Below are 24,323 nucleotides of genomic sequence, written 5' to 3'. Positions count from 1 at the left end.
AGCCGCTAGCGCGTCTCGTCCAGCCAGTCCGCGATGTCGTCGACGACCGCGCGGTCGACGTGGTCCGGCTTCTCGTAGTCGGCCGGCGTCGACGGTCCCGTGCCGGGGAAGAACAGATGGTCGTCGGCGGCGTGGACATGGATCGTGACGTCCGGGCGATCCGAGAGGCCTGCCTGCCAGCGCGACAGATCGTCCTCGACGGTCACCTGGTAGTCGCGACCGCCTTGGAGGATGAGCATGGGCTTGTCCAGTGCCGCCGCGGTCGCGACGGGATCGTAGCCGCGGAGATCGAGCCAATACGACGCGGAAAAGCCGAAAGGCAGGTCCGCGGCCGGTGTGGCGGGGGAGAGGCCGGGACTGTCGACGTTCGCGGCCTGGCGGACGAACAGGTCGACGGCGTCCTGGCCGAGCAGCCCCGGAACCACGGTCGCGAGGTGGCGGGCGACCCGGATCGCGGCATGGTGCATCGGCTGGGTGTCGCCCGCGAGGATGAGCAATCCCGCGACGGAGGGCTCGGCGGCGGCGACCCGCGGCGCGACCTTCCCGCCCATACTGTGGCCCAGGACGAAGACCCGCTCGCTGTCCACAGTGGACTCGCGCTGGAGCAGGCGGACGGCGGCCGCGGCGTGCGGCACGTATTCGTCGGACATCGTGAAGCCGGGAACGCTCGCGGCGTCACGCCGGGTGTGGGTGATCTTGTCGAAACGCAGCGTCGTCACGCCCCGGCAGGCGAGACCCCAGGCCAGGTCCTTGAGTGGCTTGTTCGGCCCGCTGGTCTCGTCCCGGTCGAAGGGGCCGCCGCCGGGAAGCAGGACCACGCCTGCCCGGCTGCCGGGCTCCGTCGGCCTGGTCAGGGTTCCCGCCACGGCCGACGAACCGGCGTCAAGCGTGACTTCGTGTTCGGTGAACGCCGCCGGATCCGCGTAGGGCGGAGGCGACCACGCCGTGCTCGTCGCGGGCGCGAGCTGAAGACCCTGCAGCAGACCGCCTTCGTCGATCGACATGAGCACTGTGAGGTCGCTGTGCTCGCAGTGGAGGGGAACCCCGAGCCGCGTCAGGCCCGCGTCGACGGGCTCGGCGTCCGGTTCCCCGATGCCGGTGATGGGTCCGCGTTTGCCGATTTCGGCCGTCCACGCGGCTCGGAGCGCGTCGGTCGAGACGACCGCACGCAACGGTGGCGCGAAGAGCGCCGCGACCTCGTCGAAGTGCTCGTCGCGCAGCATTTCGACGATCGTCGTCGCGGTGGTGACGAGAGTGGACCCCAGTTCCATCCCCACTACCTTTCTCACGTTTTGCGAAAGGTATCACATCATGAGATCGTTGCCGGGTGAACGCGTGGGAACTCCTGGCACATCCGGTTCGGTTGCGCATCGTGCACGCGATGCGCGGGGGGAGGGTGCTCACGACGGCTCAGCTCTGCGCGCGCGTTCCCGACGCCTCGAAGGCGATGGTCTATCGGCATGTCGACCTTCTGGAGACGGGTGGCGTCCTGGAAGTGGCGGAGGAGCGCCGGGTGCGAGGCGCCGTCGAGCGCGGCTACCGGCTCCGTCAGGATCGGGCGGCCATCGATCCCGACGCCCTCGCGTCGGCGACCACCGAGGACTTCCAGCGGAGTTTCGCCACCGCGCTGGCCGCCCTGATGGCCGAGTTCACCGCCTATCTGGACCGGGACGGGGCCGATCCGGTCGCGGACCTGGTCGGCTACCGCCAGCACGCGGTCTGGCTTTCCCGCGAAGAGCTTCTCGAGCTGATCGGCGCGATGCGGGAAGCCATCGTTCCCGTCCTGTCCCACGAGCCCCGGCCGGATCGCGCCCAATACCTGCTCAGCCCGATCCACTTCCCGATCGAGGAAGCACCCGGCACTTGAGCTTCAGGCGTCACGGATGCTGAAGGTCGTGACGCAGAAATCGCCGTCGTCCCGGCGATCCGCGATCACCGTGCCCTTGGCCCGCCGGCTTTCGACGGTCCCGGCGACGTCTGCCAGGACGAATCCGGACGTTCCGCCAGTCTTGGTGATCGTGACCCGTGAGCCCGGCGGGAGCAGGGAATCGATCTAGTCGTCCATGAACCTCTTCTGCTGTTCGCAGGCCAGCGCGATCGCTCCCGCTTTGTCGCCGACGGCGATCTTGGCGAGGAAGTCCGTGATCACCTGAACCCCCTTCTCGGGCGGTTGAGGGGCGGGACGCCTGGTGACGGTGACCCTCGGGCGGGTCGGGCGGCTGATGGTCGTGGTGCTCGTCCGGCTCGTGGGTGCGGAAGTCGGGACCGGGCTGGACGACGGAGCGGGCGGGAGGAGGCCGGAACCCTTGCCGAGCAGGAATCCGGGCGCGGCGAAACCGGTGACGCAGAAGGCGGTCAGTGCGATCACGGCGATCAGGATCCCGATGGCGACGCCGGGTTTGACGGTGGCGGGCCGCAGTGGCGTGCCGAAGTGCCGAGGAGCGTTCTGGTGGTCGGGCCTGCCTGGATGGGTCATCGGATTCGCCTTCCGTGCGGGATCTGAATCGGCGATCCGACGGCGGCTTTCCGGTGTGGGTTCCGACCTTTCGGAGACCTTACGGCTCCGCGAATTCCGTTCCGGAACGCGGCGGAATGTGCACCACAGGGCGGGGACCTGCGGGGTCCCCGCCGGGTACCGCGTGCTCAGCAGGCGATGCGGGCAGCGGGGGTGAAGAACGTCCGGTCGATCATCTTCGGCTCACCCGTCTTGAAGATGACCACCGCGCGCATCGCGGCGTAGAGAAGGCCGCTGGCGCACGGCCGCTTGATCTGCTCGCCGCCGCCCATCGTCCCGAAATTGAACTGGTCGACGGTGTTGCCCAGCGGGGCGCTTTCGTTCCCCCGGAAGATCGCGACGAAGCCCGCGATGCCCGTGACCTCCTGATCGCAGGTGACCGAGTAGTCGCTGGCCACCTCGGAGGCGCCGGCCCGGACCGGGGTCGTGAGGTTCGCCGTGCAGGTCGTGGCCGCGATGCCTGCCGTACCGCGGGCGTCGTTCGTGATCGTTTGGGAGATCAAATGCTTGGTGGCGGCTCGTGACTCCGATGCCGATGCCGATGCCGCGCCGGTCGCGAGTACGGCCATCGCGAGCACTACTCCCAGTAGGGTCAGGAAATGTCGGAAAAACCTGGCCGGCTGACTTTTCTTCACGTATCCGCCTCCACTGCTTCCGCGTTGCTCCGAATCTGTGACCATGGCGATCCTGCCGTCATACGAATGGCCGTGTCTTCGTCATGGCTCACGAATCGCGAACCGGCGCGGCACGGCGATTTGTCACTGGTCACGAATGCGGGCCGGCGAAGAGGTGAACCGAAGGGTGACGACGATGACCGAGGATCTGGGTCCCTTCCAGGGCTTTTTGGAACGCCTGGGACGAAGTGCACGACGAGATACGCGCCAAGGCCTTCGAACACTTCTCCCGCGCGGCGGAGATCGCAGAGATCGCCCGGGACCGTGCCAGGGAGCGAATGCAGGGGCGGACCTCTTCGATCCTCGAGAAGTACCAAAGCGAATACGACATCTGATGTCGCTTTTCGATACGCCCAGATTCGATTCGCAACCGTTGCATATCTGGTGTATCGTTTTGGATCGCCCGCACTTCGAAGACGACCACCAGTGAACGAGGGTGACGTGCCGTTCGGTCACCCTGCGGGCCCGGCCACCCTCCCCCTCGCGCCGGGTCCGTGAGCCCGGTGGCGCCCTGGTGGAACCGGCCCCTCCCGGTCGAGCCGAGGCGCCGCCGGGTACTCACTCGCGTGGAGTCTCGTAAGCTGATCACGGTGTGCACACCCGTGCGGGGAGGACTACACCTGAATTCGTGAGGTGTTGATGGACGTCGACGAGATGAGTGCCGACGCGGGGGCGTGGACTCCCGGGATGGTGGCCGAGGAGCTGGGGGTTTCTCCGGTGACCCTCCGGACCTGGGCGTCCCGGTACGGCGTCGGCCCGTCGTTGCGGGCGGAAGGGCGTCATCGCCGCTATTCCGACGCCGACGTCCGCAGACTCCAGCACATGCAGCGGTTGATCGGTCGCGGTATCCGGGCGCGCGAGGCGGCGGCGGCCGTTTTCTCCGGCGTGGACGAAGCCCTTCCCGAGGTTTCCCCGGATCGGCGGGTCGGCGAACTCGAGCAGGCTTCGGAAAACCTCGAATTCCCCGCCATCGCGGCCTTGCTGGACGAAACGCTCGACGCGATGGGCGCGGCGAAGATGTGGACCGAGGTGCTGTTGCCGATCCTCCGGAACCTCGGCGGGCGCTGGCTCCGGGGTGACGTGTGCTTCGAGGCCGAGTGGGCGCTCACCACCGAGGTGTCTTTCGCGCTCCAGCGCTACGTCGCCCGGTTCGCCGGTGTCCGGGCGGATCGCTCCGTGCTCATCGCCTGCTGCCCGGGGGAGCGTCACAGCCTGCCTGTCGAAGTCCTGCGCGCGTCGTTGGCGGAGACCGGCATCCCCGCCGTCTATCTCGGCCACATGGTGCCCGCGGCGACCACGGCCGGGATGGTCGCCAGGCTCGGACCGGCGCTCGTCGTGCTGTGGTCGATGTCCCCGGCGACCGTCGACCTCCTGCTTTGCCGGCGCTTGCAGCGCAAGGGTTTCGCCGTCGCGGTCGCGGGGCCGGGCTGGAAGGGGCTCGACGTCCGCGGCGCCCCCTGGGTCGACGATCTGGCGGGCGCGCTGGATCTCGCCGCCGAACGGTCGAAGGCCTGAGCTTCGCACACTCGATCGTGGCTCGTGTCGCGCTGAAGGGACTCCCGAGCGAGGCTAGAATCGCATCGATTGTGAATCGATAAACGGGAGTTGGCGTGGGCGGACCCGAACCGTTGTGGCTCTTCGGTGATCAGCTGGGGCCGCATTTTCACGGCACGGCCGTAAACCGGGACCGCGAGGTGGTGCTGATCCGCTCGACCGCGGCTTTCGCGCGCCGCCCGTTCCATCGGCAGAAGATCCACTTGGTCGCAGCGGGAATCCGGCGGCTCGCGGCGGATCTCGGCGACCGGGCCCGGATCGTCGACGCGCCGACCTACGCGGAAGGGCTGCGTCGGCTCGGAAGACCCGTAGTGGTGCACGAACCCGGGTCGCATGCCGCCGAAGGGCTCGTCCGGCGTCTGCGGGATCAAGGCCTGGTCGGGGAAGTCTTGCCGACACCGGGATTCGTACGGTCCAAAAAGGACTTCGCGACCTGGGCGGCGGATCGGCCGCGGTTCGTGATGGAGGACTTCTATCGTGACCAGCGCCGGCGGTTCGGCGTCCTGCTCGAACCGGACGGTGCTCCGGCGGGCGGGAAATGGAATTTCGACCACGACAACCGGCGTCCCCCGCCGGGGCGATCGACTTTGCCCGTCGCCGCGCCCTTTTTCCCGGCCGAGGACGAAGTGGACGAGCAGGTCCGCGCGGACCTCGACAGGGCGGAACGAGACGGCGACATCCATCCTGTCGGTGTCGACGGTCCACGCCTTTTCGCCGTCAGCCGGGCCGAAGCGGAGCAGGCGTTGGACCGGTTCCTGGACCACCGGCTGGCCACTTTCGGTCCTCACCAGGACGCCATGCTCAGCGCGGACTGGGCGATGTCGCACGCACTGCTGTCGGTGCCGCTGAACCTCGGCCTGCTCGATCCGCTCGACGTCGTCCGTCGTGCCGAGGAAAGGCATTGGTCCGGCGCCGCGCCGCTGGCGAGTGTCGAAGGCTTCGTCCGGCAGATCCTCGGCTGGCGGGAATGGATCTGGCATCTCTACTGGCATCTGGGGCCGGATTACCTCAAGAAGAACGAACTCCGCGCCCACCGGAAGCTGCCGCGGTGGTGGCGGGAACTCGACGCCGACTCGGTCGAGGCGGCTTGTCTCCGCACCGCGCTCGCCGGGGTGCGGGATCGCGGTTACGCCCACCACATCGAGCGGCTCATGGTGCTGGGCAACCACGCCCTGCAGCGCGGCTACGACCCGGCCGAGCTCACCGGCTGGTTCGCCACCGCGTTCGTCGACGGCTTCCCCTGGGTCATGCCTGCGAACGTGGTCGGGATGAGCCAATACGCCGACGGGGGAATCGTCGGCACCAAGCCGTACGCGGCGGGCGGTGCCTACATCCACCGCATGAGCGACCACTGCGGCGGATGCACCTACGACCCGAAGAAACGCGTGGGCGCCGACGCCTGCCCGTTCACCGCCGGTTATTGGGCTTTCCTCGACCGCAACGCCGATCGGCTCCGGGGCAATCCGCGGATGCGCCAGCCGCTCAATGGCCTCCGCAGACTGGCGGACCTTCCCGACGTCGTGGCGAGGGAAAGCCGGCGAGAGCGGTTTTGAGAGGACGGTTCAGGCGGCGAGTACCTGTTCGCGCAGGATGTCGGCGTGTCCGCAGTGGTGGGCCAGCTCCCGCAAAACCTGCAGGTACACCCAGCGGAGCGTGCGCGGCCCGGTCCGGTGACCGGTCACGACGGTGTCCAGTGGCAGGTCCGCGACCGTCGTCCTGGCCGTGGCGCAGGCTTCCCGGTGAGCCGCCGTGATCGAAGCGACGGTGTCTTCGTCCGAGAGCCGGAAGGATTCGTCCGGATTCCGCACCAGGCCGAGCTCCTGGCGGGACGTTCCGCCGACGCACTCTTCGAACCACACCCGCTGCATCCACGTGACGTGCTTGAGCAGTCCTAGCAGCGTCGTCGCCGACGGGACGAGCCGACGGCGGGCCTGTTCTTCGGTGAGACCGTCGAGAGTCGCTTCGATGGCGCCGCGGTATTCCTCGATGAAGGCTTCGAGTTGGGTGCGTTCGTCGTCCAGCGGTACAGCGAACGAGCTCATTGAGCCTCCTGATCCTGGTTTTGCGTAAGTTTCGCAGAGAGGTCGTTCTAACCCGAATCGCCACTCACGACCACCCCCAGCCGGCTCGGTACCGGCGCCGTGGCCGCTTGAAGTACGTGATGGCCCCCTTCCTTGCGTCTAGCGCAAGGAAGGGGGCCATCACGTACTTGGGAAGGTGTGAGGGTCCAGTTTCCTTGGCTGAGCCGAGGGGAAGGGGCCTTCGCGCGCGGCCGCTGTGGCTGTTGGTGCGTGTGGGGCGAAAGTGGCGGCCGTGGCGATCACAAGGTAGTGAAAGGGGCCTTCATGTACTTGGGGCCCTACGCAGGTAGTCGACTACTTGGTAGGGGTCGTGAGTGGCGATTCGCGGACTGTGTGGATTTTGGGTCATCTAACGCCCAAAATCCACACAGTCCGGCCGTCACTGGTCCGATCGTGGTGGGCTGTGTGGAAATAGGGACACTCAACGTCCCTATTTCCACACACCCCTTCGCACGTAGTCGACTACTTGCGTAGGGGTCGTCTCCTGACGATCACCGCTGAAGCCCCCTTCTCACGTTTCGCGTGGGAAAAGGGCTTTTCGGTCCTTAGTGAATATTTATCGCGCGGGTAGCGGTGGTACTTAGCCTCGGTGGCTCGACAATCACTGGGGAGTGATCATGAAGTTTCTTGTTCGGGCCACGACGGTCGCCGGTGTGCTGGCGCTCGGTTTCGCCGGATTGGCGGGCACCGCCTCCGCCACGCCGACCACGTCGCTGGAGGTGTGCAGCCCGCTCGGATGCGCGGTGCAAAGCGTCCAGGCCACCATCGGTCCGGGAGAGCTGTTCACCACGTTGACCGACAACTCGCCGACTGCGGCCCTCATCGCACAGTTCATCGTGTCCCCGCCGAGTCAGACCAGCATCGTCCACGTCAACGATGGGGTGTTCCATGGCTTGGTCAGGTTGCCGAGCGGCTGGAAGCAGCTGACGGTGAAGGCCTGCTCCACCCCGACCAACTGCAACAGCAAGTCCATCATCCGGCTCTAAGGCCTCGTGAGTGGCCCTACTGGATTCTGGCTTCGGCTGATCGGAGGTCCGGTCGGTGAAGGCCTCCATCACTACTTTCAAGGTAGGCAAGGGGCCCTTGGCGACCCGGCCCTGCACATGCCGGCTCCGATCTCGGTCACGCCGTGATCAATGCCCGAGCAGCCGGGCGCTCTCTTCGGCCCGGTGCAAGGCTGTCAGCAGAGCGGCCCGGCCACCGTCGTCGATGTCCTCGGTCAGCGCGTCGGCGGCGGTTTTCCCGCCCTGCCGGAGCTTTTCGACCAGCTCGCGGTGGACAGCGGCCAGGTGCGCGGCGTCGAAATCCGGCCGGACGAAGGTGAGCAGCAGCCGGATCTCGTCCTCGCAGCGCCGGAAGTCGTCCAGCAGGCGCCGGTTGCCCGCCGCCGCGACGATCGCCCGGTGGACGGCGCCGTGCACCCCGGTCAGCTCGCGCCAGGACGGGGCGGGGGACCGTCCGGCCAGTTCCTCCAGGCGCTCGACCTCGGCGAGCACCGGGCTCAGGTCGGCGCCCTTGTCCTGTGCCATGCGCAGCGCGCCGAGTTCGAGCACCTTGCGGTAGTCGAAGACCTCGTCGATCCGCCGCCTGCTCAGCGGGGCGACGACGGCGCCCCGGTGGCGTTCGTGCACGACCAGCCCGCGCTCGGTGAGCAGTTGGATGGCCGAACGGATCGTGTGCCTGCCGACGTCGAAGCGTTCGGCCAGCACCTCTTCGCGGAAGCGGGTGCCGACCGGATGAACGCCTTCGAGCAGTTCTCCGCGCAGGGCCGCGGCGATCCGCTCCGGGGCGGCCTGCGCACGGTTCGGACTCCCCGCCATGGCTCTCCTTGCGTCACAGTTTTCGGTATGATTGTGCAACAATACCTCGAACACGAGGAGCGCTGATGGAGATCGACGGGGTCCGCGTCCATGGCGAGTCCGGGCAGCCGGTACTGCTGCTGCCCGGTGGCGCCGAGGCCTGCGAAGGTTTCTTTCCCGGTCTGGTCGAGGGGCTTCTCGCCGATCCGGGCTGCCGGGTGATCGTGCACGACCGGCCGGGCACCGGCACCTCGACGGTCGAGGGGGCGCTGGCGGACGCCGCCGCCCACCTGAGCGCGCTCATCGACAGCCTGGACTGCGGCCCGGTCGTGGTCGTCGGCCAGAGCCTCGGCGGCGCCGTGGCGGTCCTGCTTGCCCGCGCGCACCCCGAGAAGGTCGCCGGTCTGGTCCTGCTCGACCCGACACCCATCGACGATCCCCGGACCTGCGCCGGTCTGGAACGCGGGATAGGCGTGCTCGGTTCGGTCTCGACGGTTCCCGTGCTGCGTAGCGTCCTGCCCCGCGTGGTGCACGCTGCCGTCGTCCGGGCCGCGCGACGTCAGGAACTCCGGCCCGACTGCGAGGCCGCGTTCGTGCGGACGGGCGACCTGGACGCGCCGATGCTGGCCCGGGCGGTCCGCGGCATCTCGGTGCTGGCGAAGGACCTGCAAGGGGCGGAGCTGCCCAGCCTGCCTGCCGTGGTGGTGACCGCGGACCGCAAGCCGGACAGCGCGATGCGGCGTTCCCACGAGCGTCTCGCCGCCGCGTTCGGCGGGCGGGTCGAGTGCTGGCCGGGGGCGACGCACAGCGTGCACCTCGACCATCCCGACGAAACCCTGGCGACGGTGCGTGATCTGGTCGCCCAGGTCGGCTGAACGGGCCTACCCCGCGATCGTCCCGTCCGTGTCGAGACCGTGGTGCTTGATCAGGAGTGCCGTGTCGTCCAGTTCCTGATCACCGTTGAGGTGGAGGCGCAGATTCGTGCTGGCCTCGTTGTTGCCTTCGGCGATCATCCTGCCCAGTTCCCGCCATCGGGCCTGGCGGGTGAGAAACGCGGCGTAGGTGCGGCTGGCCGCGCGGGACGTCTCGGCCAGTTCTCGCGCTTCGTCCTCTCGATCGACCGTCAAGAGCAACTCGGTCAGGTGCCGTCGCACGACCTTGTCCGGGTGTGCCTCGCTGTGCCTGCGCAACTTGGTCAGATCGCCGTCCGCGTGCAAGCGGGCGGCGACCGACCTGATGTCGCCTGACGGTGGGCCAGGGGGGATGCCGGCGCCGTCGTCTCCCGCCTTGCCCTGGAGGGTAAGGAGAAGCTGGGGAGCGGCGGGATCCTGGCCGAGGAGTTCTCTGCACTCCGCGATCGCCTCGGACACGAGTCCGAGTTCGGCGAGTTTCGTGATCAATCGGTACGGCCGGATCGAACCGGCCGTGGTCAGGTCACGCCACTGCTGAGCCGTCCACTGTGGATCCAGCTTGCCGATGTCGGCGAGGACCGCATCGGCCTGGCCGAGGCGATCGGCGGCGCCCGCTTGGTGCCAGGCACGTTTCGCCGGGCCGGCAGTGCGGCGCCGCGCGTGCAGGCGAGCGAGTTGCAGGAACACGCAGCCTTCCGCGCGTTCGGTCGACAGGGCCGTGAGGGCGTCGAGATCGTCCCGTACGCGCAGGATCGCCGCCCATTCGGCCAGGGCGCACACGTCACCGTCGTCCGCCGCGCGGCGCTGGAGCCCGATCGCGTGACCGTAGAGAAGACGCTGATAGGCCCGTTTGCCCAGGTGATGGGCCTGAGCAACGGGAGCGTGGGTGAGGCAGGCCTCCCAGAAGGCGGCGGGAGGCGGGATCTTGAGCCGGACGCGTTGCAAGTGCTGATCGAGATAGTCGGCGAGGTCGTAGCCCGCGGCGTCGTCGAGAGGGATGAGGGCTTGGACGCCTTGCGTGGAGCGGAAGGGTTTGGTGGCGTAGGCGAGGGCGTCGTCGAACCAGCCGTCGGGCGGGCTGGTCCGGCCGCGTTCTTCCCGCCACCACCCGATGGCGATATCGCGCAGCAGGGGAGCGGACAGCGCGTGGGTGTGGCCGAGGCGGTGTGAGTCGGCCGCGGCGTCGAGGACGAGCCGGTTCAGCCGGTGGGGTGCGTTCGTATAGCGCTGCAACAGTTCGTAGGCACCGGCGAGAGTCTGCGCGAATCCGACACGGTCGCGGTCGGCGAGGGCTTCGTCGAGGCGGGCGTCTCGGCTGCCCGTGGCGAGTTCCCGGGCGCTGACGCGTTCGGAGGTGAGCAGATCGGACGGGACGTCGTGCCAGCGCACCCATTCGTTGTCGGTGGTGAGAAGGTCGATGTTGTCGCTGTGCCGGTCTTCCTCCGCGATGGCGTCCCGCAGGGTTTCCGCCCACAAGGAGCCGACCGCCACCACCGGGCGGGTCCGCCGGACGGCGAGCAGGTCGCGCAGGACGTCGAGCGACAGTCCGGTGCCGTCGGAGCCGAGGAACTTCCGCAGGTCGTTGAGCCACAGCACGCACGGCCGGCGGTTCACCAGGCCGGAGGCCGCGAGACCGCGCAGCGCGGCCGCCGAGCGAGGTCTTACGACTGCCCAGTCGGGGCATAAGGCGTGCACGGCCTCGTGGAGTGATCGGGTCTTCCCGGTCGAGGAGTCACCGCGCACCACGATCAGCGCCGAGAGATCACCGGCAGCGGCAGCGGCGATGTCCGCGCGCAGTGCCGTGTCGTGGACTCTCGGCACATAGGGCGGCGGTGTCACGGCGTGATGTCGTCCGGGGACGTACGCGCCGCGGTCGATCGCGGTGTGCACGGTCGCCTCAGCCGGGGTGAATCGTTCCATCTCCCAGACCGTGCACTCGGCCGCCGCCGCGGCCGACGCGAAGGTGACTTGAGCCGGGTCGCGGTGATCCGGTCGCGTGAGCTTCAGCAGGCGAAGCGCCTCCGCGCGTTCGACGTCGTCGGCGCCCAGGGCGGTCAGCAGCGCTTTGAGCGTGCTCTCGCCCCGCTCATGACCAGGTTTGGTCACGTACTTCTGCGCGGCTCCGTGACTGCACGACGCAAGTTTGGCCAAGTCCACGTAGGTGAGGCTGCTGCGGGTCTTCAAGGTGCCCAGCAGTGCTCGCAACTGTTCGTCCGCGATGCCCGGATCCGCCATCGGCTCAGCTTTCCTCGTCCATCCATCGTGCGGGTCGTGATCGTGTGCGTGGATCCGCTGACCGGCGAGGCGCGCACCGGCATCGTGGAGTTCGTGACCGGACCACCCGGTCACGAACGAACCGAAAGGTGGTGGTCATGGGCTTCACGCCGTCCGCCTCTACCGCCGGAATCGCGGGCCTGTCCGGAATACTGCCGATGTGGTGCGTGATCGCCATCGTGCTCACCGGGCTGGTCCTCGTGGTGCTGAAGGTGATCGTCACCCAGATCATCCGCCTTCGTGCGAGCAGCAGGATCACCACGAGCGCGCACGCCCTCCGCGTTCTCGAGATCGAAGGGCGCCGGTCCCGATCGCAGCGTACTCAGTGAAGCCGCCTAGTTTTTCTTGCGACGTCCGAGCGCCAGCGCGACGACGACCGCGATCCCGAACCCGAGCCCGACGAGCGCGACCGGATCCGATTTGCCGGTGGTCTTCGGCGGCTCGATGATCACCACTTTGCCCGGTGGTGGTTCGGTGGGGCGTGGGGTGCGGTCGAGCAGGACCCAGAGCATGGTTGCGAGCGCGACGAGCGACGCTTCGATGACGATCACGAACGCCGCGTACGCGTGCCATCCGGGGACTGCCTCGGGCAGCGGGACCAGCGCGGAGAGCGCCATCACCTCGCCGAGGCTCAAGATGAACACGGCGAACACGACGGTCGGCCGTTGGCCGGGATCTGTCGCCGCGTCGCGGAAGAAGCCCACCTCGACCCCCAAGGCGACGATGAGCAGCACGATCACCTGGCTCATCTGTGCGAAGAACTCTTGATCGACGTCGCCGTCGAGCTGGTACTCCCACCACGTGGTGGCGAGGTAGGCGAAGAGTGTGCCGATCAGAAGAGGGATCGCCGTCCGGACGCGAACCCACTCGTCGGGGTTGTCGTTCCGGACCTTCTGGCTGAGGAACACGGTCGGACTGGCGTTCAACGTAGTGGACAGGATGATCGCCAGCGCCGCGATATAGGCGGGGGAGACGGCCAGATCGAGCCACAGCCGCGTCATCTCGGCGGCGGAAGTCCGAGGAGTGACCAGGACCGCGGTGAGGAAGTCGAGCCCTAACGTCATCAGGGCGCCGACCAGCCACCAGATCAAGATCGATCGTCTTTTGGCGCCTCCGGTTCTCCACCGGAACAATCTCTTCGCCAGCAGCACGGCGGAGAGGATGACGAAGTCGATCGGAACCAGCAGCCAATCCCACCGGTGGTTCAGCTTCAGCTCGTCGTTGAACGCGCCCAGGAACTCGTCACTGAAGGCCAGCACGACGAGCACGATGAAGGCCGCGCTGATAGGGAGGACCGCGGTGGCGGGAGAACGGGTTGGTCGGGTCACGCCCCACAGTCGGTTGTCACCGGTGACGTGTTACTCACGGGTTTTGTCCACTGTGGACTCAATGCCCCTGGATCGTCTGCAGGCTGCGGCGACAGCTCGAGGTGATCGGGTGCCGGGCTCCGAGGACTTCGTCGCAGAGCTCCAGGGTGGTGCGCTGTTCTCGTTCGGCGACGTCCAGTTGACCGAGGTGGTAGAGCAGGACACCGTGGTTCACGCGGCGGCCGAGGGTGACCGGGTCGCGCTCACCGAGAACGGTGGCCGTGGCCTCGACCAGCGCGCGTTGCCGTTGCGTCGCCTCGCGTACGTCGCCGGAATCGAGCAGAAGATAGGCCAGCAGGCTTTGGCCGAACAGGGTTTCCGCGTCAGCCGGGCCGAGAACGCGGGTGCAGTCGTCGTTCGCGGCGCGCAGTTCCCGTTCGGCTTCCTCCAGCCTGCCGGCGCGATGCAGGGCGAAACCGAGCAGGTTCCGGGCTTTCAGCGTGTCCCGGTGGTCGGTGCCGAAGCGGCGGGTGACGAGGTCGACAGCGGCCTGGCGGGCTGGGATCGAATCGTCTTCCGGCATGCTGCCTCCCCTGGCGGTGAAAGACGTTGTCGATTCGAGGGTACCCAGATCTTCGGAGCCGTGCCGTGGCTCCTATGCCTGGTCCGAGGCGATCACGGCCGCCAGGTCCGCCGGCGACGGGTACGCGAAGACCAGGGCGACCGAGACCTCGATGCCGAGCGCGTCCTGCAGGCCCGCGGTGATCTGGAAGGCGGCCAGCGAGTCCCCGTTCGACTCGAAGAAGTCGCTGTCGGCGTCCAAGGTGTTGTCGCCCAGGGAATCGCGGTACAGCGACACGATCAGCTCGGGCAGGTCGTGGGTGGTGGTCATCGCGGTCCGTTCTCCTGGGTGAGGGTCAGCACTTTCCGGTCGGTCTTGCCGCTGTGGGTGGTGGGCAGGCTGGCGATGCGGACGAAGCGGCGCGGCATCATGTACGGCGGCAGTGATCCGGCCAGGTGCGCGCGCAGCGCGGTGTCCGGCACGCCGTCCAGTTCGCCCACGACATGCGCGGTGAGGCCGACCCTGCCGCGTTCGTCCTTGTCCGCGGTGAGGACGGCGCCGGTCACGGCGGGATGGGACAGCAGCGCGCCTTCGATCTCGGCCGGATCCACGCGGTAGCCACGGATCTTGAGCTGCCGGTCGGCCCGGCCCAGGTACACGAGGTTGCCGTCGGCGTGACGGCGCGCAAGGTCGCCGGTGCGGTACAGCCGCGCCCCCGGTGGGCCGAACGGGTCCGGGACGAACCGTTCGGCGGTCAGGCCGGGCCGCCCGCCATAGCCGCGGGCGACGCCGACGCCGCCGATGTGGACCTCACCGGTGGCCCCGTCGGGGACGGGACGGTGATCAGGGCCGAGCAGCCACACCGAAACCCCGTCGATCGGCGTGCCGATCAGGTCGGCCGCCGTCACCGGGTCGCCGGGCACGGGGTACCGGGTCGAGGTCATGGTGCATTCGGTCGGGCCGTACTGGTTGACCAGCCGTCCCGGCAGCAGACCCCGGCCACCGGAAACGAGGAACGGCAACAGCGACTCCCCGCTCGAGACGATCAGTTCGACCGTCCGCAGCGCCGCCGTGGCGGCCTCGTGCCCGGCCAGGAAACCGAGGAACGACGGGGTCACGCTGAGCAGCGTGGTGACTCCGAAGGTACGCACGGTGTCCGCGAACTCGTCCGGTCGCAGCAGTTTCGCGCGGGGTACGAGGACCACGCAGCCACCGGCGACGAGCGGCGCGAACACGTCGCGGATCGAGGCGTCGTAACCGATCGGGGCCACCTGCAACGTGACCGTCCGCGGACCCAATCCGTTGTCCGCGCCGATCGCGCGCAGGTACGACCGCAGCCCGCCGTGTTCGACCAGCACGGCGTTGGGCGCGCCGGTCGACCCGGACGTGTGGCTGACGTAGGCGAGCGTGCGTGGCGTGACTTCGGGCAAGCGCACCGCCTCGGCGGGCGGCACGGTCTGGTCGATCGCGATGACCGGACCCGTGATGGGCAGCGTGAGCCGCTTGGCGAGCGCGGTCGTCGTCACCAGCATGCGCGCGCCGCCGGTGCGGCACATCGCGTCGAGGCGAGCGGAGGGCAGGTCGGCGTCGAGGGCGAGGAACGCGCCGCCAGCCCGTGCCACGGCGGCCATCGCGATCACGGCTTCCACACCGTGCTCGACGGCGATGGCGCAGACCTGTTCCGGTCCCAATCCGTTGCCCGCCAGTACTTGGGCGAGCCGCTGGATCCGGTCGGTCAGCTCCCCGTAGGTCAGCTGACCGTCCGGGGTGCGGATCGCGACCGCCTCAGGAGAATGTGCGCAGACGTCGTCGACGAAACTCATGTCGCCTCGCTGGCCAGGAGTTGTTCCACCTCGGCGTCGGACAGCCCGGTGATCTCGTCCTCGACCGCCCGCGTCACCGCTTGCGCCAGCTCGGCGACCGTGGTGGCCTCGAACAGGCGGCGCAGCGGAAGCTCCACGGCGAACGCGCGCCGCAGCTGGGCCAGTACCCGGGTCGCCAGCAGGGAATGCCCGCCCAGCGCGAAGAAATCGTCCGTCAAGCCGACCCGGTCCACCCCGAGCACCTCGCGCCAGATATCGGCGATGAGCTGCTCCGCCGGGTCACGCGGCGCCTCGGCCGGTCCGGCTCCGGACGCGACCGGTTCCGCCGAGGGCAAGGCCTTTCGATCGACCTTCCCGCTCGCCGTCATCGGCAGGGCGGCGAGGATCGCCCAGCGCGCCGGGACCATGTACTCCGGCAGCAGCGCACGCAGGTGTTCGCGCAACGCCGCGGCGGTGGGCTCGCCGGCGACGTAGGCGGCCAGCAGCTGGTCACCTGCCGGGCCCGCCGTGGTGACCACTACGGCCGAGTCCACGTCCGGATGCCGCAGCAGGGCAGCCTCGATCTCGCCGAGTTCGACGCGCAACCCGCGGATCTTGACCTGGTGGTCGATCCGCCCGAGGAACTCGATCGCCCCGTCCCGGCGATACCGGACCAGGTCCCCGGTGCGGTACAGCCGTGCCCCCGTCGGGCCGAACGGGTCCGGGACGAACCGTTCGGCGGTGAGGGCGGCGCGGTGGTGGTACCCGCGGGCCAGCCGCACGCCGCCGAGGCAGAGTTCCCCGGGCACGCCGGTCGGCACCGGGCGGAGATCGGCGTCCACAATGTAGGCACGGGTGCCCGCGACCGGCCGTCCGATCGGCATCGCGGCACCGCCCTGCTGCCCGTCGAGGTCACCGGACACCGGGTACAGCAGGGAACAGATGGTCGCCTCGGTCGGCCCGTAGCTGCACAGGAACCGCCCCGGGTGTCCGGTCGCCGCCCACTGCTGCGCGTCGTCGACCGTGACCACGTCGGCGCCGACGTTCATCAACCGCAGTCCCGCCAGCAGCTCCGGGCCGTAGCGCATCGCCTCGCGGTAGTAAGCGGGCGCGGTGTCGATGATCGTCACGCCGTACTCGGCCAGCCGGGCCGGAAGCTCGGCCGGGGTCCAGGACTCCGGGTCGCTCACCACGATCGTCGCGCCGGTGAGCAGTGTGGCGCCGATCTGGTCCATGGCCACGTCGAAGGTCAGCGCGGACAGCAGGACGACGCGGTCGTCGGAGCCGATGGTGTAGGCGTCCGCGATCACCCGGCAGTGGTGGGCGTAGGACCGGTGTTCGATCAAGACGCCCTTGGGCCGCCCGGTCGAACCGGAGGTGTAGATGATGTACGCCAGCGAACGCGGGTCCGGCCGGGGCATCAGGTTGTCGTCTTCGGTGGGCCAGTCCGCCGGTTCGCCGTCGACGGCCACCACTTCGCGGTCGCCGAACCGGCCGGCGAACTCCGGAGTGGTCACCACGACCCGGGCACCGGCGTCGGTCAGCATGAAGTCCAGCCGTTCCGCGGGATGCCGCGGGTCGAACGGGGCGTACACCCCGCCGGATTTGAGCACGCCCAGCAGGACCACCACGGCGTCGAGTGATCGTTCCAGGCACACGCCGACGACGGTCTCCGGCCCGGCCCCGCGCGTCCGCAACAGCCGCGCGAACCGGTTGGCCCGTGCGTTCAGTTCGGCGTAGGTCAGCTGCCGCGTGCCGGAGACGACGGCGATCGCGTCGGGACGCAGCGCCGCCTGTCGCTCGACCAGTTCGGGCAGGCACATCGGGTGCTCTTCCGCGGGATCGAGCGTCGCCAGCCGATCGCGCTCCGGGGCGGGCCAGTCGCTCAGCAGCCGCCTGCGCTCGTCGTCACCGAGGACGTCCAGCTCGGCCAGCCTCCGGTCCGGAGCGGTACCGATGCTCGCCAGCAGGTGCAGGTAGTGCCCGGCCATCCGCTCGACGGTCGTCCGGTCGAACAGGCTGGTCGCGTACTCGAAGACACAGCGCAGCTCGCCGCCGTCCCGCTGCTGGACGGACACGATGAGGTCGAACTTGGCCACCGGGGTGCCGGAGGGGATCCGCTGCACGGCGGTGCCGCACAGGGTGTCCGGCCGGTTCTCCAGGTGCTCCAGCTCGAACATGATCTGGAACAGCGGGTTCCTGGAAAGGTCCCGATCCGGCTGCAGCGCGTCGACGAGGTGCTCGAACGGCACGTCCTGGTGAGCGAACGCGTCGGTGCAGCCGCGGCGCACCTGATCGAGCAGTTCGGTGAAGGTCGGCTCACCGGCCAGATCGGCCCGGAGGACCAACGTGTTGGTGAAGAACCCCAGCAGTTCTTCGGTTTCCTGCCGCGTCCGGCCCGCGACCGGGGTGCCGACCGAGACGTCGGTGCGGCCGGTGTAGCGGCCGAGCAGCACCTGGAACGCGGCCAGCAGGGTCATGAACGGAGTGGCGCCCTGCCGGGCGGCCAGGTCGGTCACCGCCTTGGCCACCGGCACCGGGACGGTGACCGCCACCGTGTCCCCGCGCGGGTCACGCTGTGCCGGGCGCGGGCGGTCGGTGGTCAGCTCGACCGGGGTGAGCCCGGCCAGCCGGTCCAGCCAGTACCGGAGCTGACCGGCCATGTCCTGAGTGGACTGTGCGGATCGTTGCCAGGCGGCGAAGTCCGCGTACTGGATGGGCAGCGGCCCGCCGTGGGCGGCGTTCAGGTCGCGGAACAGGATGTCCATCGACCACGCGTCGAAGGCGATGTGGTGCAGGGTCAGCGCGACGAGGTGCTCGTCCGCGGCCACCCGGACCACGGTGACCCGCAGCGGATGCTCGCGCTCGAGGTCGAACGGCCTGCCGGACACCTGGTCCAGCAGCTCTCGGGCCTCTTCGGGCCTGCCGGTCAGGTCGACGAGGCGGAACGCCACCGGCCCCGGCGGGTCGACGATCTGCACGGGCTCGCCGCCCTGGCCGACGTAGCGGGTGCGCAGTACCTCGTGCCGCTCGGCGAGCCGGTCCAGCGCGCGCTGGAACGCGTCGACGGAAAGCGGGCCGGAAAGCCGCAGCGCCAACGGGATGAGGTACTCGACGCTGCCCGGGTCGAGCTGGTCGAGGAACCACATCCGCTGCTGGGCGAACGACAACGGCAGGCCGTCGCCGTCCCGGGGGACCGGCCGGATCGCCGCGACGGCGGTGCCCGTGGTGTTCGCGTCGAGCCGGGCGGCGAGGCGCTCGACGGTCCGGTCGTCGAACAGTTCGCCGACCGTCAGCTCGCCACCGAACTCACGCCGGAGCTTCAGCACGAGCCGGATGGCCAGCAGCGAGTGCCCGCCGAGGGCGAAGAAATCGGCGCGGACGTCGACGCGCTCGACACCGAGCAACTCGGCCATGGCGGCGGCGACGAATTCCTCGGACGGGGTCCTCGGCGCCGTGTGATCGTCCGATGTGGACTCCGGGCCGTCCGGCGCGGGTAGCGCGGCACGGTCCAGCTTGCCGTTGGGGCCCAAGGGGAGCGCGCCGAGGAGGTGGATGGCCGGTGGGATCATGGGCGACGGCAGCCGGGTGGCCAGATGCTCGCTCAGGTCCGCCGGCGTGGTTCCGTTGGTGGACACCGCATAGGCGACGAGAGTGGTGTCTCCGGCCGGGGACCGGTGGGGGATGACGGCGGCGGCCGTGATGTCCGGATGCGTGCACAGGACGGCTTCGATCTCGGCGGGTTCGATCCGCACGCCGTTGATCTTGACCTGGTGGTCGACACGGCCCGCGTACTCCAGGGTGCCGTCTTCGCGCCAGCGGGCCAGATCGCCGGTGCGGTACCAGCGTTCGCCCGGCACCGAGGGGTACGGATGCGGGGTGAACTGCCGGGCGGTCTGGCCGGGACGATCGGCGTAGCCCCGGGCGAGGCCGACACCGCTGACGCACAGCTCGCCCGGTACGCCGATCGGCACGAGCCGGTCCGCGTCGTCCACGACGAACACCCGCGTGTTGGACAGCGGTGTGCCGATGGGCACGGTCCCTGCCTGCTCGTCGGGCCGGTAGCGCCCCGCGGTCACGTCGATGGCGCATTCGGTGGGGCCGTAGGTGTTGTCGACCTCCACGTCGAGCAGCTCGGTCAACCGGCGGCACAGCGACACCGGCAGCGCCTCACCCGCCGAACAGACCAGGCGCAGCGAGGTGCATTCGGCGAATCCGGGCTCGTCGAGCAGCAGACGCAGGATCGACGGGACGAGTTGCAGGACCGTGGCGCCGTGGCGGGTGATCGCCCCGGCCATCGCGGCGGGGTCCCGGTGGGCGCCGGGCGGCGCCATGACCAGGGTGGCCCCGGCGACGAACGGGGTCAGCAGCTCCCACATCGAGGCGTCGAACCCGATCGTGGTCTTCTGCAGGACACGATCGGTGGCCGTGAGCTGGTTGCGAACCGACCACAGGACCCGGTTGCGGATTCCGTCGTGTGTGACGGCGACACCCTTGGGCCTGCCCGTGGATCCCGAGGTGTGCACGACGTAGGCGATCTGCGCGCCGTGGATGGCCGGGCGATCGACGAGGGAGTGGGGCGCGATGGCGTCCCGGTGCGCGTCCAGGTCGATCCGCGTGAGGGACTCCGGCAGGTGGACGTCCACTGTGGAATGTGACAGCACCAGGGCGATGCCGGTGTCGGCGACGACCTGGCGGAGGCGTTCGGCCGGATGGTCCGGCGGCAGCGGGACGTAGGTGGCACCGGCGGTGAGGATCGCCAGCAGCGCGACGGCCAGGTCGGTGCCGCGGTCCATGGCGACGCCGACAGGGGTCTCCGTGCCGACTCCGAGGCTGCGGAGATAGCCGGCGAGGGCACCGACGCGGGCGGCGAGCTCGCCATAGGTCAGTTCGTCCACATCGGACAGTACGGCCACGGCCCCGGGGGATCGCGCGGCCTGCGCGAAGAACAGCTCCGGCAGCGAGTGCTCGGCCGCCTCCGCCGTCGCCGTGCCGAAGGAACGCAGCCGGTCCTGTTCGGACTCGCCGACCAGTTCGAGCGCGTGCACCGGATCCTCCGGCGAGGCGGTGATCTCTGCGAGCAGCCGCACGTAGTTGGCGGCCATCCGCTCGACCCGGGCCCGGTCGAACAGGCTCGTCGGGTAGATGAGCTGGCCGTGCACCGAGCCGTCGGCGAACTGGGCCAAGTGCAGCGACAGGTCGAAAGCCGAGCTGGCCCACAGAGGCGGGCAGAGCGTGACGTCGAGCCCGGGCAGCCGATAGGGCCGCCGCCGGGCGTCGTACCACGCGATACCGGCCTGGAACACCGGGTTCCGCGACGGGTCCCGTTCCGGCTCCAGATGGGTGATGACCTGGTCGAACGGTACGTCCTGATGCGCGTACGCCTCGAGCGCGGTCTTCCTCGCCTGCGCCAGCAACTCCACAAAGGACGGTTCGCCGGACAGGTCGCCGCGCAGGACCAGCGTGTTGAGGAACATGCCGATCAGCGGCAGCTCGTCCCGGCGCCGGGTGGAGACCGAAACCCCGACCGCGACGTCGTCCTGTCCCGAATAGCGGGCGAGCAGGAGCTGGTAGGCGGCGAGGTAAACCATGAACGGCGTCGCGCGGTGGGCCCGGCCCAGGTCACGCAGGCGATCCGCCAGATCCGGCGGCACGACGAGGTCGACGCAGTCGCCGTCGGCCACCCACTTCGACGGCCGGGCGCGATCGGTGGGCAGTTCGAGCGGGCTGAGCCCGGACAGCCGGTCGGTCCAGTACGCGAGACCGCTATCGGTGGTGCCCGGCTCGCGGCGGCGCAGCGCCTCGTGGTGCTGGAGAGCCGGTTCGGGCAGTGTCGCCGATCCGTAGAACGCGTCGAGTTCGTCGGCCAGCACACTCCAGGACAAGCCGTCGAAGGCGATGTGGTGCACGGCGATCAGCAGGACGGCGTCGTCGTCGGCCCACCGGACCAGCGTGAGCCGCCACGGAGGCTCCGTGCGCAGGTCGATCGGGGTGCGCAGGTCGCCCAGCCGGAGCTCCCGCAAGCGCGCTTCGCGGTCCGCGATCGGCAGGCCCGAGATGTCCACACCGGACAGTTCGACGGGTGCCGGATCGGTGATGATCTGCACCGCCGTCCCGTCCACCATGTCGAACCGGGACCGCAGTACCGCGTGCCTGGCAGCGATCCTCGTGAGCGCTGCTGCCAGCGCCCCGACGTCGAGGACGCCGCGCAAGCGGAGGGTCGCGGACAGCAGGTGCTCGATGGCCGCGTTCGCACGCAGCTCGTCGATGAACCACAGCTGTTCCTGCGACGACGACAGCGGGTGGACGCCACCGCTTTCCACCATGGCCAGCCTTTCGTGTCCGGTACTACTGACCGTTTTCGCCGGTCGACGGCTCGGCCATGGCCACGGCGATCTTCCTGGGACCGGTGAACGGTTCCCGGCCGTGCGAGGAAAGCATGTTGTCGACCATCAGCACGTCACCGCGCTGCCAGTCGAAACGCCGGGACGCGGCGCGATAGCGGTCCCGCAGGTGCGCGACGACCTCGTCGGGAATGGTGCCGCCGTCGCCGTAGTAGGTGTTGGTCGGCAGGTCTTCCTCGGCGAGCATGGCGCGCAGCCCCATGCAGACGTCCTCGGCCAGCGTCGTGACGTGGAAGAACGTGAGGTGGTTGAACCACACGGCCTCGCCCGTGACCGGGTGCTCGTGCACGGCCCGGCGCCGGGCCCTGGTGCGCAGCCCGTTCCCGTCGAGCCATTCGGTCTCGACACCGTTCTTCGCGCAGTAGGCCGTGACCTGTTCGCGGTCGGTGGTGTTGAACGTCTGCTGCCACGGCAGGCCGAACGACTCGGTGAAGTTGCGCACCACCATCCAGCCGCGCGCCTCGAACTCCGCCCGCACCTCGGGGTCGATCGACGCGAGGACCCGCCGGGTGTCGGCGAGCGGCGTGGCGCCGAGGGTGGTCGGCGGGGAAACGCAGTAGAAGAACAGGCTCAGCGGCCAGGCGGCCTGATAGGAGTTCTCGTTGTGCAGGAAGATCTCCTCGGCTTCCGGATAGTCCGTCGAGGTGTACACCTGCCCCTTGATCGTGCTGCGGGGAGAGGACCGCTCGTGGTAGGTCAGCGGCGGGCCCGCCAGCGTGCGGACGGTGGCGTCGAACCCGTCCACGTCGTCGATGCCGAACCCGCGCAGCAGCACGGCGCCGTGTTCGAGCAGCCGGTTCCGGATCAGGGGGCGGTGCGCCTCGAGGGAGGCGGCGCCCTTGGCCTCACCCTGGCCGGGAGTCACCACGCAGGGCAGGGCTCGCTCCTGCCCGGAAGACTCGTTTGTCGCGGAAATGGACGGTCCAGCGGTCATGCCCGACATCGTGTCCGGTGGTTCCGGGTGCCCAGAAGAGAATGACGGGTAGCGCGGGGCGCACCGGCGTGCCTGAGGTTCTGCGTGTTCTTCTCTGCAGCCGCACGCGCCCTCGCGGGCAGGCTCGACCTGCCGCCGACCCGACAACCGGGCGCGACAGTGACTTCCAGGAGACACCCATGCCCGAGGAGCAGACCGACCAGCGTGCGTACCTGGTCGTCGTCAACGACGAGGAGCAGTACTCGATCTGGCTGGCCGACAGGGAACTGCCGGCAGGCTGGAACGCCGAGGGCACGCGGGGCGGTCGTGAAGAGTGCCTCGCCCACATCGGCGAGGTGTGGACCGACATGCGGCCACTGAGCCTGCGTCGGCAACTGGACCCGACAGCCGGCTGAGCCGGCCAAATCCATGGACCTGACTGAAGACGGACCGGCGGGCGTGCTGTCCACGATCGGCGCGACACCGCTGGTCGAACTGACCAAGCTCTACCCGTCGGCGGGGTTCCGGCTGTTCGCCAAACTGGAAGGCCACAACCCCGGCGGGAGCAGCAAAGACCGAGCGGCGCTGTCCATGCTGGCCGGTGAGGTCCGGGCCGGACGGCTCGTCCCGGGGCGCTCGGTGGTGGTCGAGTCCAGCTCGGGCAACCTGGGCATCGGGATGGCCCAGGTGTGCCGGTACTTCGGGATCCGCTTCATCTGCGTGGTGGATCCCCGGACCAGCAAGCAGAATCTCGCGATCATGCGGGCGCTGGGCGCCGAGGTCGAGATGATCGAAGAGGCCGATCCGATCACCGGTGACTACCTGCCGGTCCGCATCCGCCGCATCCGGGAACTGACCGAATGCCTCGAGCACGCCTACTGGCCGGACCAGTACTCCAACCCGGGGAACCCGCTGGCGCACCACACCACCATGCGCGAGATCGTCGAACAGGTGCCGGGCGGACTGGACTTCCTGTTCTGCGCCACCAGTTCCTGCGGGACGTTGCGCGGCTGCGCCGAGTACGCCCGGGCCAACGACCTGCCGGTGACGATCGTGGCCGTGGACGCCGCGGGCAGCGCCATCTTCGCCGACTCGCCAGGGCCCCGGCTGATCCCGGGACACGGCGCCGCCGTCCGCCCCGGTCACCACGCGGACGACCTGGCCGACCTGGTCGTGCACGTCGCCGACGTGGACAGCGTCCGCGGCTGCCGTCGGCTCGCCGCGCGGGAAGCGATCCTCGCGGGCGGTTCGTCCGGCGCGGTGGTCGCGGCCGTGGACAGCCTGCGCGACCGGGTGCCGCCCGGCGCCACCTGCGCGATCGTCCTGCCCGACCGCGGTGAGCGATACCTCGACACGATCTACAACGACGCGTGGGTCTCGACCCACTTCGGCGAGGTGCCGCTGGAAGGGCTGACGCGGGTCCTGGTCGAGGGGTAGGGCACGGCGCCCGGCTGTCCGTGATGCCTACGGCCGTGTCGCGAAAGCCACTTTCGGGACGTCTGATGTCGCGAAAGTGGCTTTCGCGAC

20 protein-coding genes are annotated in these 24,323 nt (G+C 69.2%); 8 read left to right on the top strand and 12 right to left on the bottom strand.

Annotation, left to right across the window (positions count from 1 at the left end; all coding sequences use genetic code 11):
* Positions 1 to 5: 5 nt before the first annotated feature.
* Entirely contained in the window at positions 6 to 1,289 is a 1,284-nt protein-coding gene (locus ACLJRM_RS05430) for an alpha/beta fold hydrolase (RefSeq protein ID WP_410662456.1), read from the bottom strand.
* Positions 1,290 to 1,327: 38 nt separating this feature from the next.
* On the opposite strand from ACLJRM_RS05430, the gene ACLJRM_RS05425 reads away from it, so the two are divergent.
* Positions 1,328 to 1,867, top strand: coding sequence for a helix-turn-helix domain-containing protein (locus tag ACLJRM_RS05425; protein ID WP_101607051.1), 540 nt, complete (start codon positions 1,328 to 1,330; stop codon positions 1,865 to 1,867).
* 186 nt (positions 1,868 to 2,053) lie between these two features.
* On the opposite strand, the gene ACLJRM_RS05420 is transcribed toward ACLJRM_RS05425, so the two are convergent.
* Both ACLJRM_RS05420 and ACLJRM_RS05415 read right to left on the bottom strand, forming a co-directional pair.
* Positions 2,054 to 2,476 carry a hypothetical protein gene (locus tag ACLJRM_RS05420; protein ID WP_410662455.1) on the bottom strand — a complete coding sequence of 141 codons (423 nt, stop codon included), beginning with the start codon at positions 2,474 to 2,476 and terminating at the stop codon, positions 2,054 to 2,056.
* 167 nt (positions 2,477 to 2,643) lie between these two features.
* Positions 2,644 to 3,084 carry a hypothetical protein gene (locus ACLJRM_RS05415; protein WP_146044453.1) on the bottom strand — a complete coding sequence of 147 codons (441 nt, stop codon included), beginning with the start codon at positions 3,082 to 3,084 and terminating at the stop codon, positions 2,644 to 2,646.
* 744 nt (positions 3,085 to 3,828) lie between these two features.
* Here ACLJRM_RS05415 and ACLJRM_RS05410 point away from each other — a divergent pair.
* On the top strand, positions 3,829 to 4,704 hold the full coding sequence (locus ACLJRM_RS05410) for a MerR family transcriptional regulator (RefSeq protein ID WP_410662454.1): 876 nt from the start codon (positions 3,829 to 3,831) through the stop codon (positions 4,702 to 4,704).
* Between the two features lie 95 nt (positions 4,705 to 4,799).
* The gene (locus tag ACLJRM_RS05405; RefSeq protein ID WP_410662453.1) at positions 4,800 to 6,296 is read left to right on the top strand and encodes a cryptochrome/photolyase family protein; all 1,497 of its coding nucleotides are present in this window, start codon (positions 4,800 to 4,802) and stop codon (positions 6,294 to 6,296) included.
* Between the two features lie 9 nt (positions 6,297 to 6,305).
* On the opposite strand, the gene ACLJRM_RS05400 is transcribed toward ACLJRM_RS05405, so the two are convergent.
* Entirely contained in the window at positions 6,306 to 6,785 is a 480-nt protein-coding gene (locus ACLJRM_RS05400) for a DinB family protein (RefSeq protein WP_410662452.1), read from the bottom strand.
* A gap of 656 nt (positions 6,786 to 7,441) precedes the next feature.
* Between ACLJRM_RS05400 and ACLJRM_RS05395 the strand changes: the two genes are divergently transcribed.
* Positions 7,442 to 7,810, top strand: coding sequence for a hypothetical protein (locus ACLJRM_RS05395; RefSeq protein WP_410662451.1), 369 nt, complete (start codon positions 7,442 to 7,444; stop codon positions 7,808 to 7,810).
* Between the two features lie 147 nt (positions 7,811 to 7,957).
* On the opposite strand, the gene ACLJRM_RS05390 is transcribed toward ACLJRM_RS05395, so the two are convergent.
* The gene (locus ACLJRM_RS05390) at positions 7,958 to 8,644 is read right to left on the bottom strand and encodes a GntR family transcriptional regulator (RefSeq protein ID WP_101607058.1); all 687 of its coding nucleotides are present in this window, start codon (positions 8,642 to 8,644) and stop codon (positions 7,958 to 7,960) included.
* Positions 8,645 to 8,709: 65 nt separating this feature from the next.
* Between ACLJRM_RS05390 and ACLJRM_RS05385 the strand changes: the two genes are divergently transcribed.
* A complete protein-coding gene (locus tag ACLJRM_RS05385) occupies positions 8,710 to 9,498 on the top strand; it encodes an alpha/beta fold hydrolase (protein WP_101607059.1) in 789 nt (262 codons plus the stop codon).
* 6 nt (positions 9,499 to 9,504) lie between these two features.
* On the opposite strand, the gene ACLJRM_RS05380 is transcribed toward ACLJRM_RS05385, so the two are convergent.
* A complete protein-coding gene (locus ACLJRM_RS05380) occupies positions 9,505 to 11,769 on the bottom strand; it encodes a hypothetical protein (protein ID WP_410662450.1) in 2,265 nt (754 codons plus the stop codon).
* 137 nt (positions 11,770 to 11,906) lie between these two features.
* Between ACLJRM_RS05380 and ACLJRM_RS05375 the strand changes: the two genes are divergently transcribed.
* Positions 11,907 to 12,137, top strand: a complete 231-nt coding sequence (locus tag ACLJRM_RS05375; RefSeq protein ID WP_101607061.1) for a hypothetical protein — start codon at positions 11,907 to 11,909, stop codon at positions 12,135 to 12,137.
* 6 nt (positions 12,138 to 12,143) lie between these two features.
* Here the strand turns inward: ACLJRM_RS05375 and ACLJRM_RS05370 are convergent, their stop codons facing one another.
* From ACLJRM_RS05370 to ACLJRM_RS05345, 6 genes are all read right to left on the bottom strand, one after another.
* Positions 12,144 to 13,136: a hypothetical protein gene (locus tag ACLJRM_RS05370; protein WP_101607062.1), complete on the bottom strand. Its 993-nt coding sequence runs from the start codon at positions 13,134 to 13,136 to the stop codon at positions 12,144 to 12,146.
* A 58-nt stretch (positions 13,137 to 13,194) separates the two neighbouring features.
* Positions 13,195 to 13,698 carry a tetratricopeptide repeat protein gene (locus ACLJRM_RS05365; RefSeq protein WP_410662449.1) on the bottom strand — a complete coding sequence of 168 codons (504 nt, stop codon included), beginning with the start codon at positions 13,696 to 13,698 and terminating at the stop codon, positions 13,195 to 13,197.
* Between the two features lie 72 nt (positions 13,699 to 13,770).
* A complete protein-coding gene (locus tag ACLJRM_RS05360) occupies positions 13,771 to 14,007 on the bottom strand; it encodes a phosphopantetheine-binding protein (RefSeq protein ID WP_410598222.1) in 237 nt (78 codons plus the stop codon).
* Complete coding sequence (locus ACLJRM_RS05355; RefSeq protein WP_410662448.1) at positions 14,004 to 15,500, bottom strand: amino acid adenylation domain-containing protein; 1,497 nt, start codon at positions 15,498 to 15,500, stop codon at positions 14,004 to 14,006. Before ACLJRM_RS05355 ends, ACLJRM_RS05360 begins: the two co-directional genes overlap by 4 nt.
* Positions 15,497 to 21,805: an amino acid adenylation domain-containing protein gene (locus ACLJRM_RS05350; protein ID WP_410662447.1), complete on the bottom strand. Its 6,309-nt coding sequence runs from the start codon at positions 21,803 to 21,805 to the stop codon at positions 15,497 to 15,499. The genes ACLJRM_RS05355 and ACLJRM_RS05350 overlap by 4 nt, the downstream gene beginning before the upstream one ends.
* A 22-nt stretch (positions 21,806 to 21,827) precedes the next feature.
* Positions 21,828 to 22,817, bottom strand: a complete 990-nt coding sequence (locus ACLJRM_RS05345; RefSeq protein ID WP_233224191.1) for a TauD/TfdA family dioxygenase — start codon at positions 22,815 to 22,817, stop codon at positions 21,828 to 21,830.
* A gap of 179 nt (positions 22,818 to 22,996) precedes the next feature.
* On the opposite strand from ACLJRM_RS05345, the gene ACLJRM_RS05340 reads away from it, so the two are divergent.
* Together ACLJRM_RS05340 and sbnA are read left to right on the top strand one after the other, a co-directional pair.
* The gene (locus ACLJRM_RS05340; protein ID WP_101607067.1) at positions 22,997 to 23,212 is read left to right on the top strand and encodes an MbtH family protein; all 216 of its coding nucleotides are present in this window, start codon (positions 22,997 to 22,999) and stop codon (positions 23,210 to 23,212) included.
* 13 nt (positions 23,213 to 23,225) lie between these two features.
* The gene (sbnA, locus tag ACLJRM_RS05335) at positions 23,226 to 24,233 is read left to right on the top strand and encodes a 2,3-diaminopropionate biosynthesis protein SbnA (RefSeq protein ID WP_101607068.1); all 1,008 of its coding nucleotides are present in this window, start codon (positions 23,226 to 23,228) and stop codon (positions 24,231 to 24,233) included.
* The last annotated feature ends 90 nt before the right edge of the window (positions 24,234 to 24,323 follow it).

The organism is Amycolatopsis sp. lyj-84 (assembly GCF_046549075.1).
Classification (GTDB): domain Bacteria; phylum Actinomycetota; class Actinomycetes; order Mycobacteriales; family Pseudonocardiaceae; genus Amycolatopsis.
This window is presented reverse-complemented; position numbering and strand designations above follow the sequence as displayed.

What these genes read in the sequence shown, in the direction of transcription:
- ACLJRM_RS05380 (WP_410662450.1), bottom strand. Translation starts at nt 11,769, where the DNA reads ATGGCGGATCCGGGCATCGCGGACGAACAGTTGCGAGCACTGCTGGGC.
- ACLJRM_RS05420 (WP_410662455.1), bottom strand. Translation starts at nt 2,476, where the DNA reads ATGACCCATCCAGGCAGGCCCGACCACCAGAACGCTCCTCGGCACTTC.
- ACLJRM_RS05350 (WP_410662447.1), bottom strand. Translation starts at nt 21,805, where the DNA reads ATGGTGGAAAGCGGTGGCGTCCACCCGCTGTCGTCGTCGCAGGAACAG.
- ACLJRM_RS05415 (WP_146044453.1), bottom strand. Translation starts at nt 3,084, where the DNA reads ATGGCCGTACTCGCGACCGGCGCGGCATCGGCATCGGCATCGGAGTCA.
- ACLJRM_RS05395 (WP_410662451.1), top strand. Translation starts at nt 7,442, where the DNA reads ATGAAGTTTCTTGTTCGGGCCACGACGGTCGCCGGTGTGCTGGCGCTC.
- ACLJRM_RS05360 (WP_410598222.1), bottom strand. Translation starts at nt 14,007, where the DNA reads ATGACCACCACCCACGACCTGCCCGAGCTGATCGTGTCGCTGTACCGC.
- ACLJRM_RS05365 (WP_410662449.1), bottom strand. Translation starts at nt 13,698, where the DNA reads ATGCCGGAAGACGATTCGATCCCAGCCCGCCAGGCCGCTGTCGACCTC.
- sbnA (WP_101607068.1), top strand. Translation starts at nt 23,226, where the DNA reads ATGGACCTGACTGAAGACGGACCGGCGGGCGTGCTGTCCACGATCGGC.
- ACLJRM_RS05345 (WP_233224191.1), bottom strand. Translation starts at nt 22,817, where the DNA reads ATGACCGCTGGACCGTCCATTTCCGCGACAAACGAGTCTTCCGGGCAG.
- ACLJRM_RS05340 (WP_101607067.1), top strand. Translation starts at nt 22,997, where the DNA reads ATGCCCGAGGAGCAGACCGACCAGCGTGCGTACCTGGTCGTCGTCAAC.
- ACLJRM_RS05355 (WP_410662448.1), bottom strand. Translation starts at nt 15,500, where the DNA reads ATGAGTTTCGTCGACGACGTCTGCGCACATTCTCCTGAGGCGGTCGCG.
- ACLJRM_RS05375 (WP_101607061.1), top strand. Translation starts at nt 11,907, where the DNA reads ATGGGCTTCACGCCGTCCGCCTCTACCGCCGGAATCGCGGGCCTGTCC.
- ACLJRM_RS05385 (WP_101607059.1), top strand. Translation starts at nt 8,710, where the DNA reads ATGGAGATCGACGGGGTCCGCGTCCATGGCGAGTCCGGGCAGCCGGTA.
- ACLJRM_RS05400 (WP_410662452.1), bottom strand. Translation starts at nt 6,785, where the DNA reads ATGAGCTCGTTCGCTGTACCGCTGGACGACGAACGCACCCAACTCGAA.
- ACLJRM_RS05390 (WP_101607058.1), bottom strand. Translation starts at nt 8,644, where the DNA reads ATGGCGGGGAGTCCGAACCGTGCGCAGGCCGCCCCGGAGCGGATCGCC.
- ACLJRM_RS05410 (WP_410662454.1), top strand. Translation starts at nt 3,829, where the DNA reads ATGGACGTCGACGAGATGAGTGCCGACGCGGGGGCGTGGACTCCCGGG.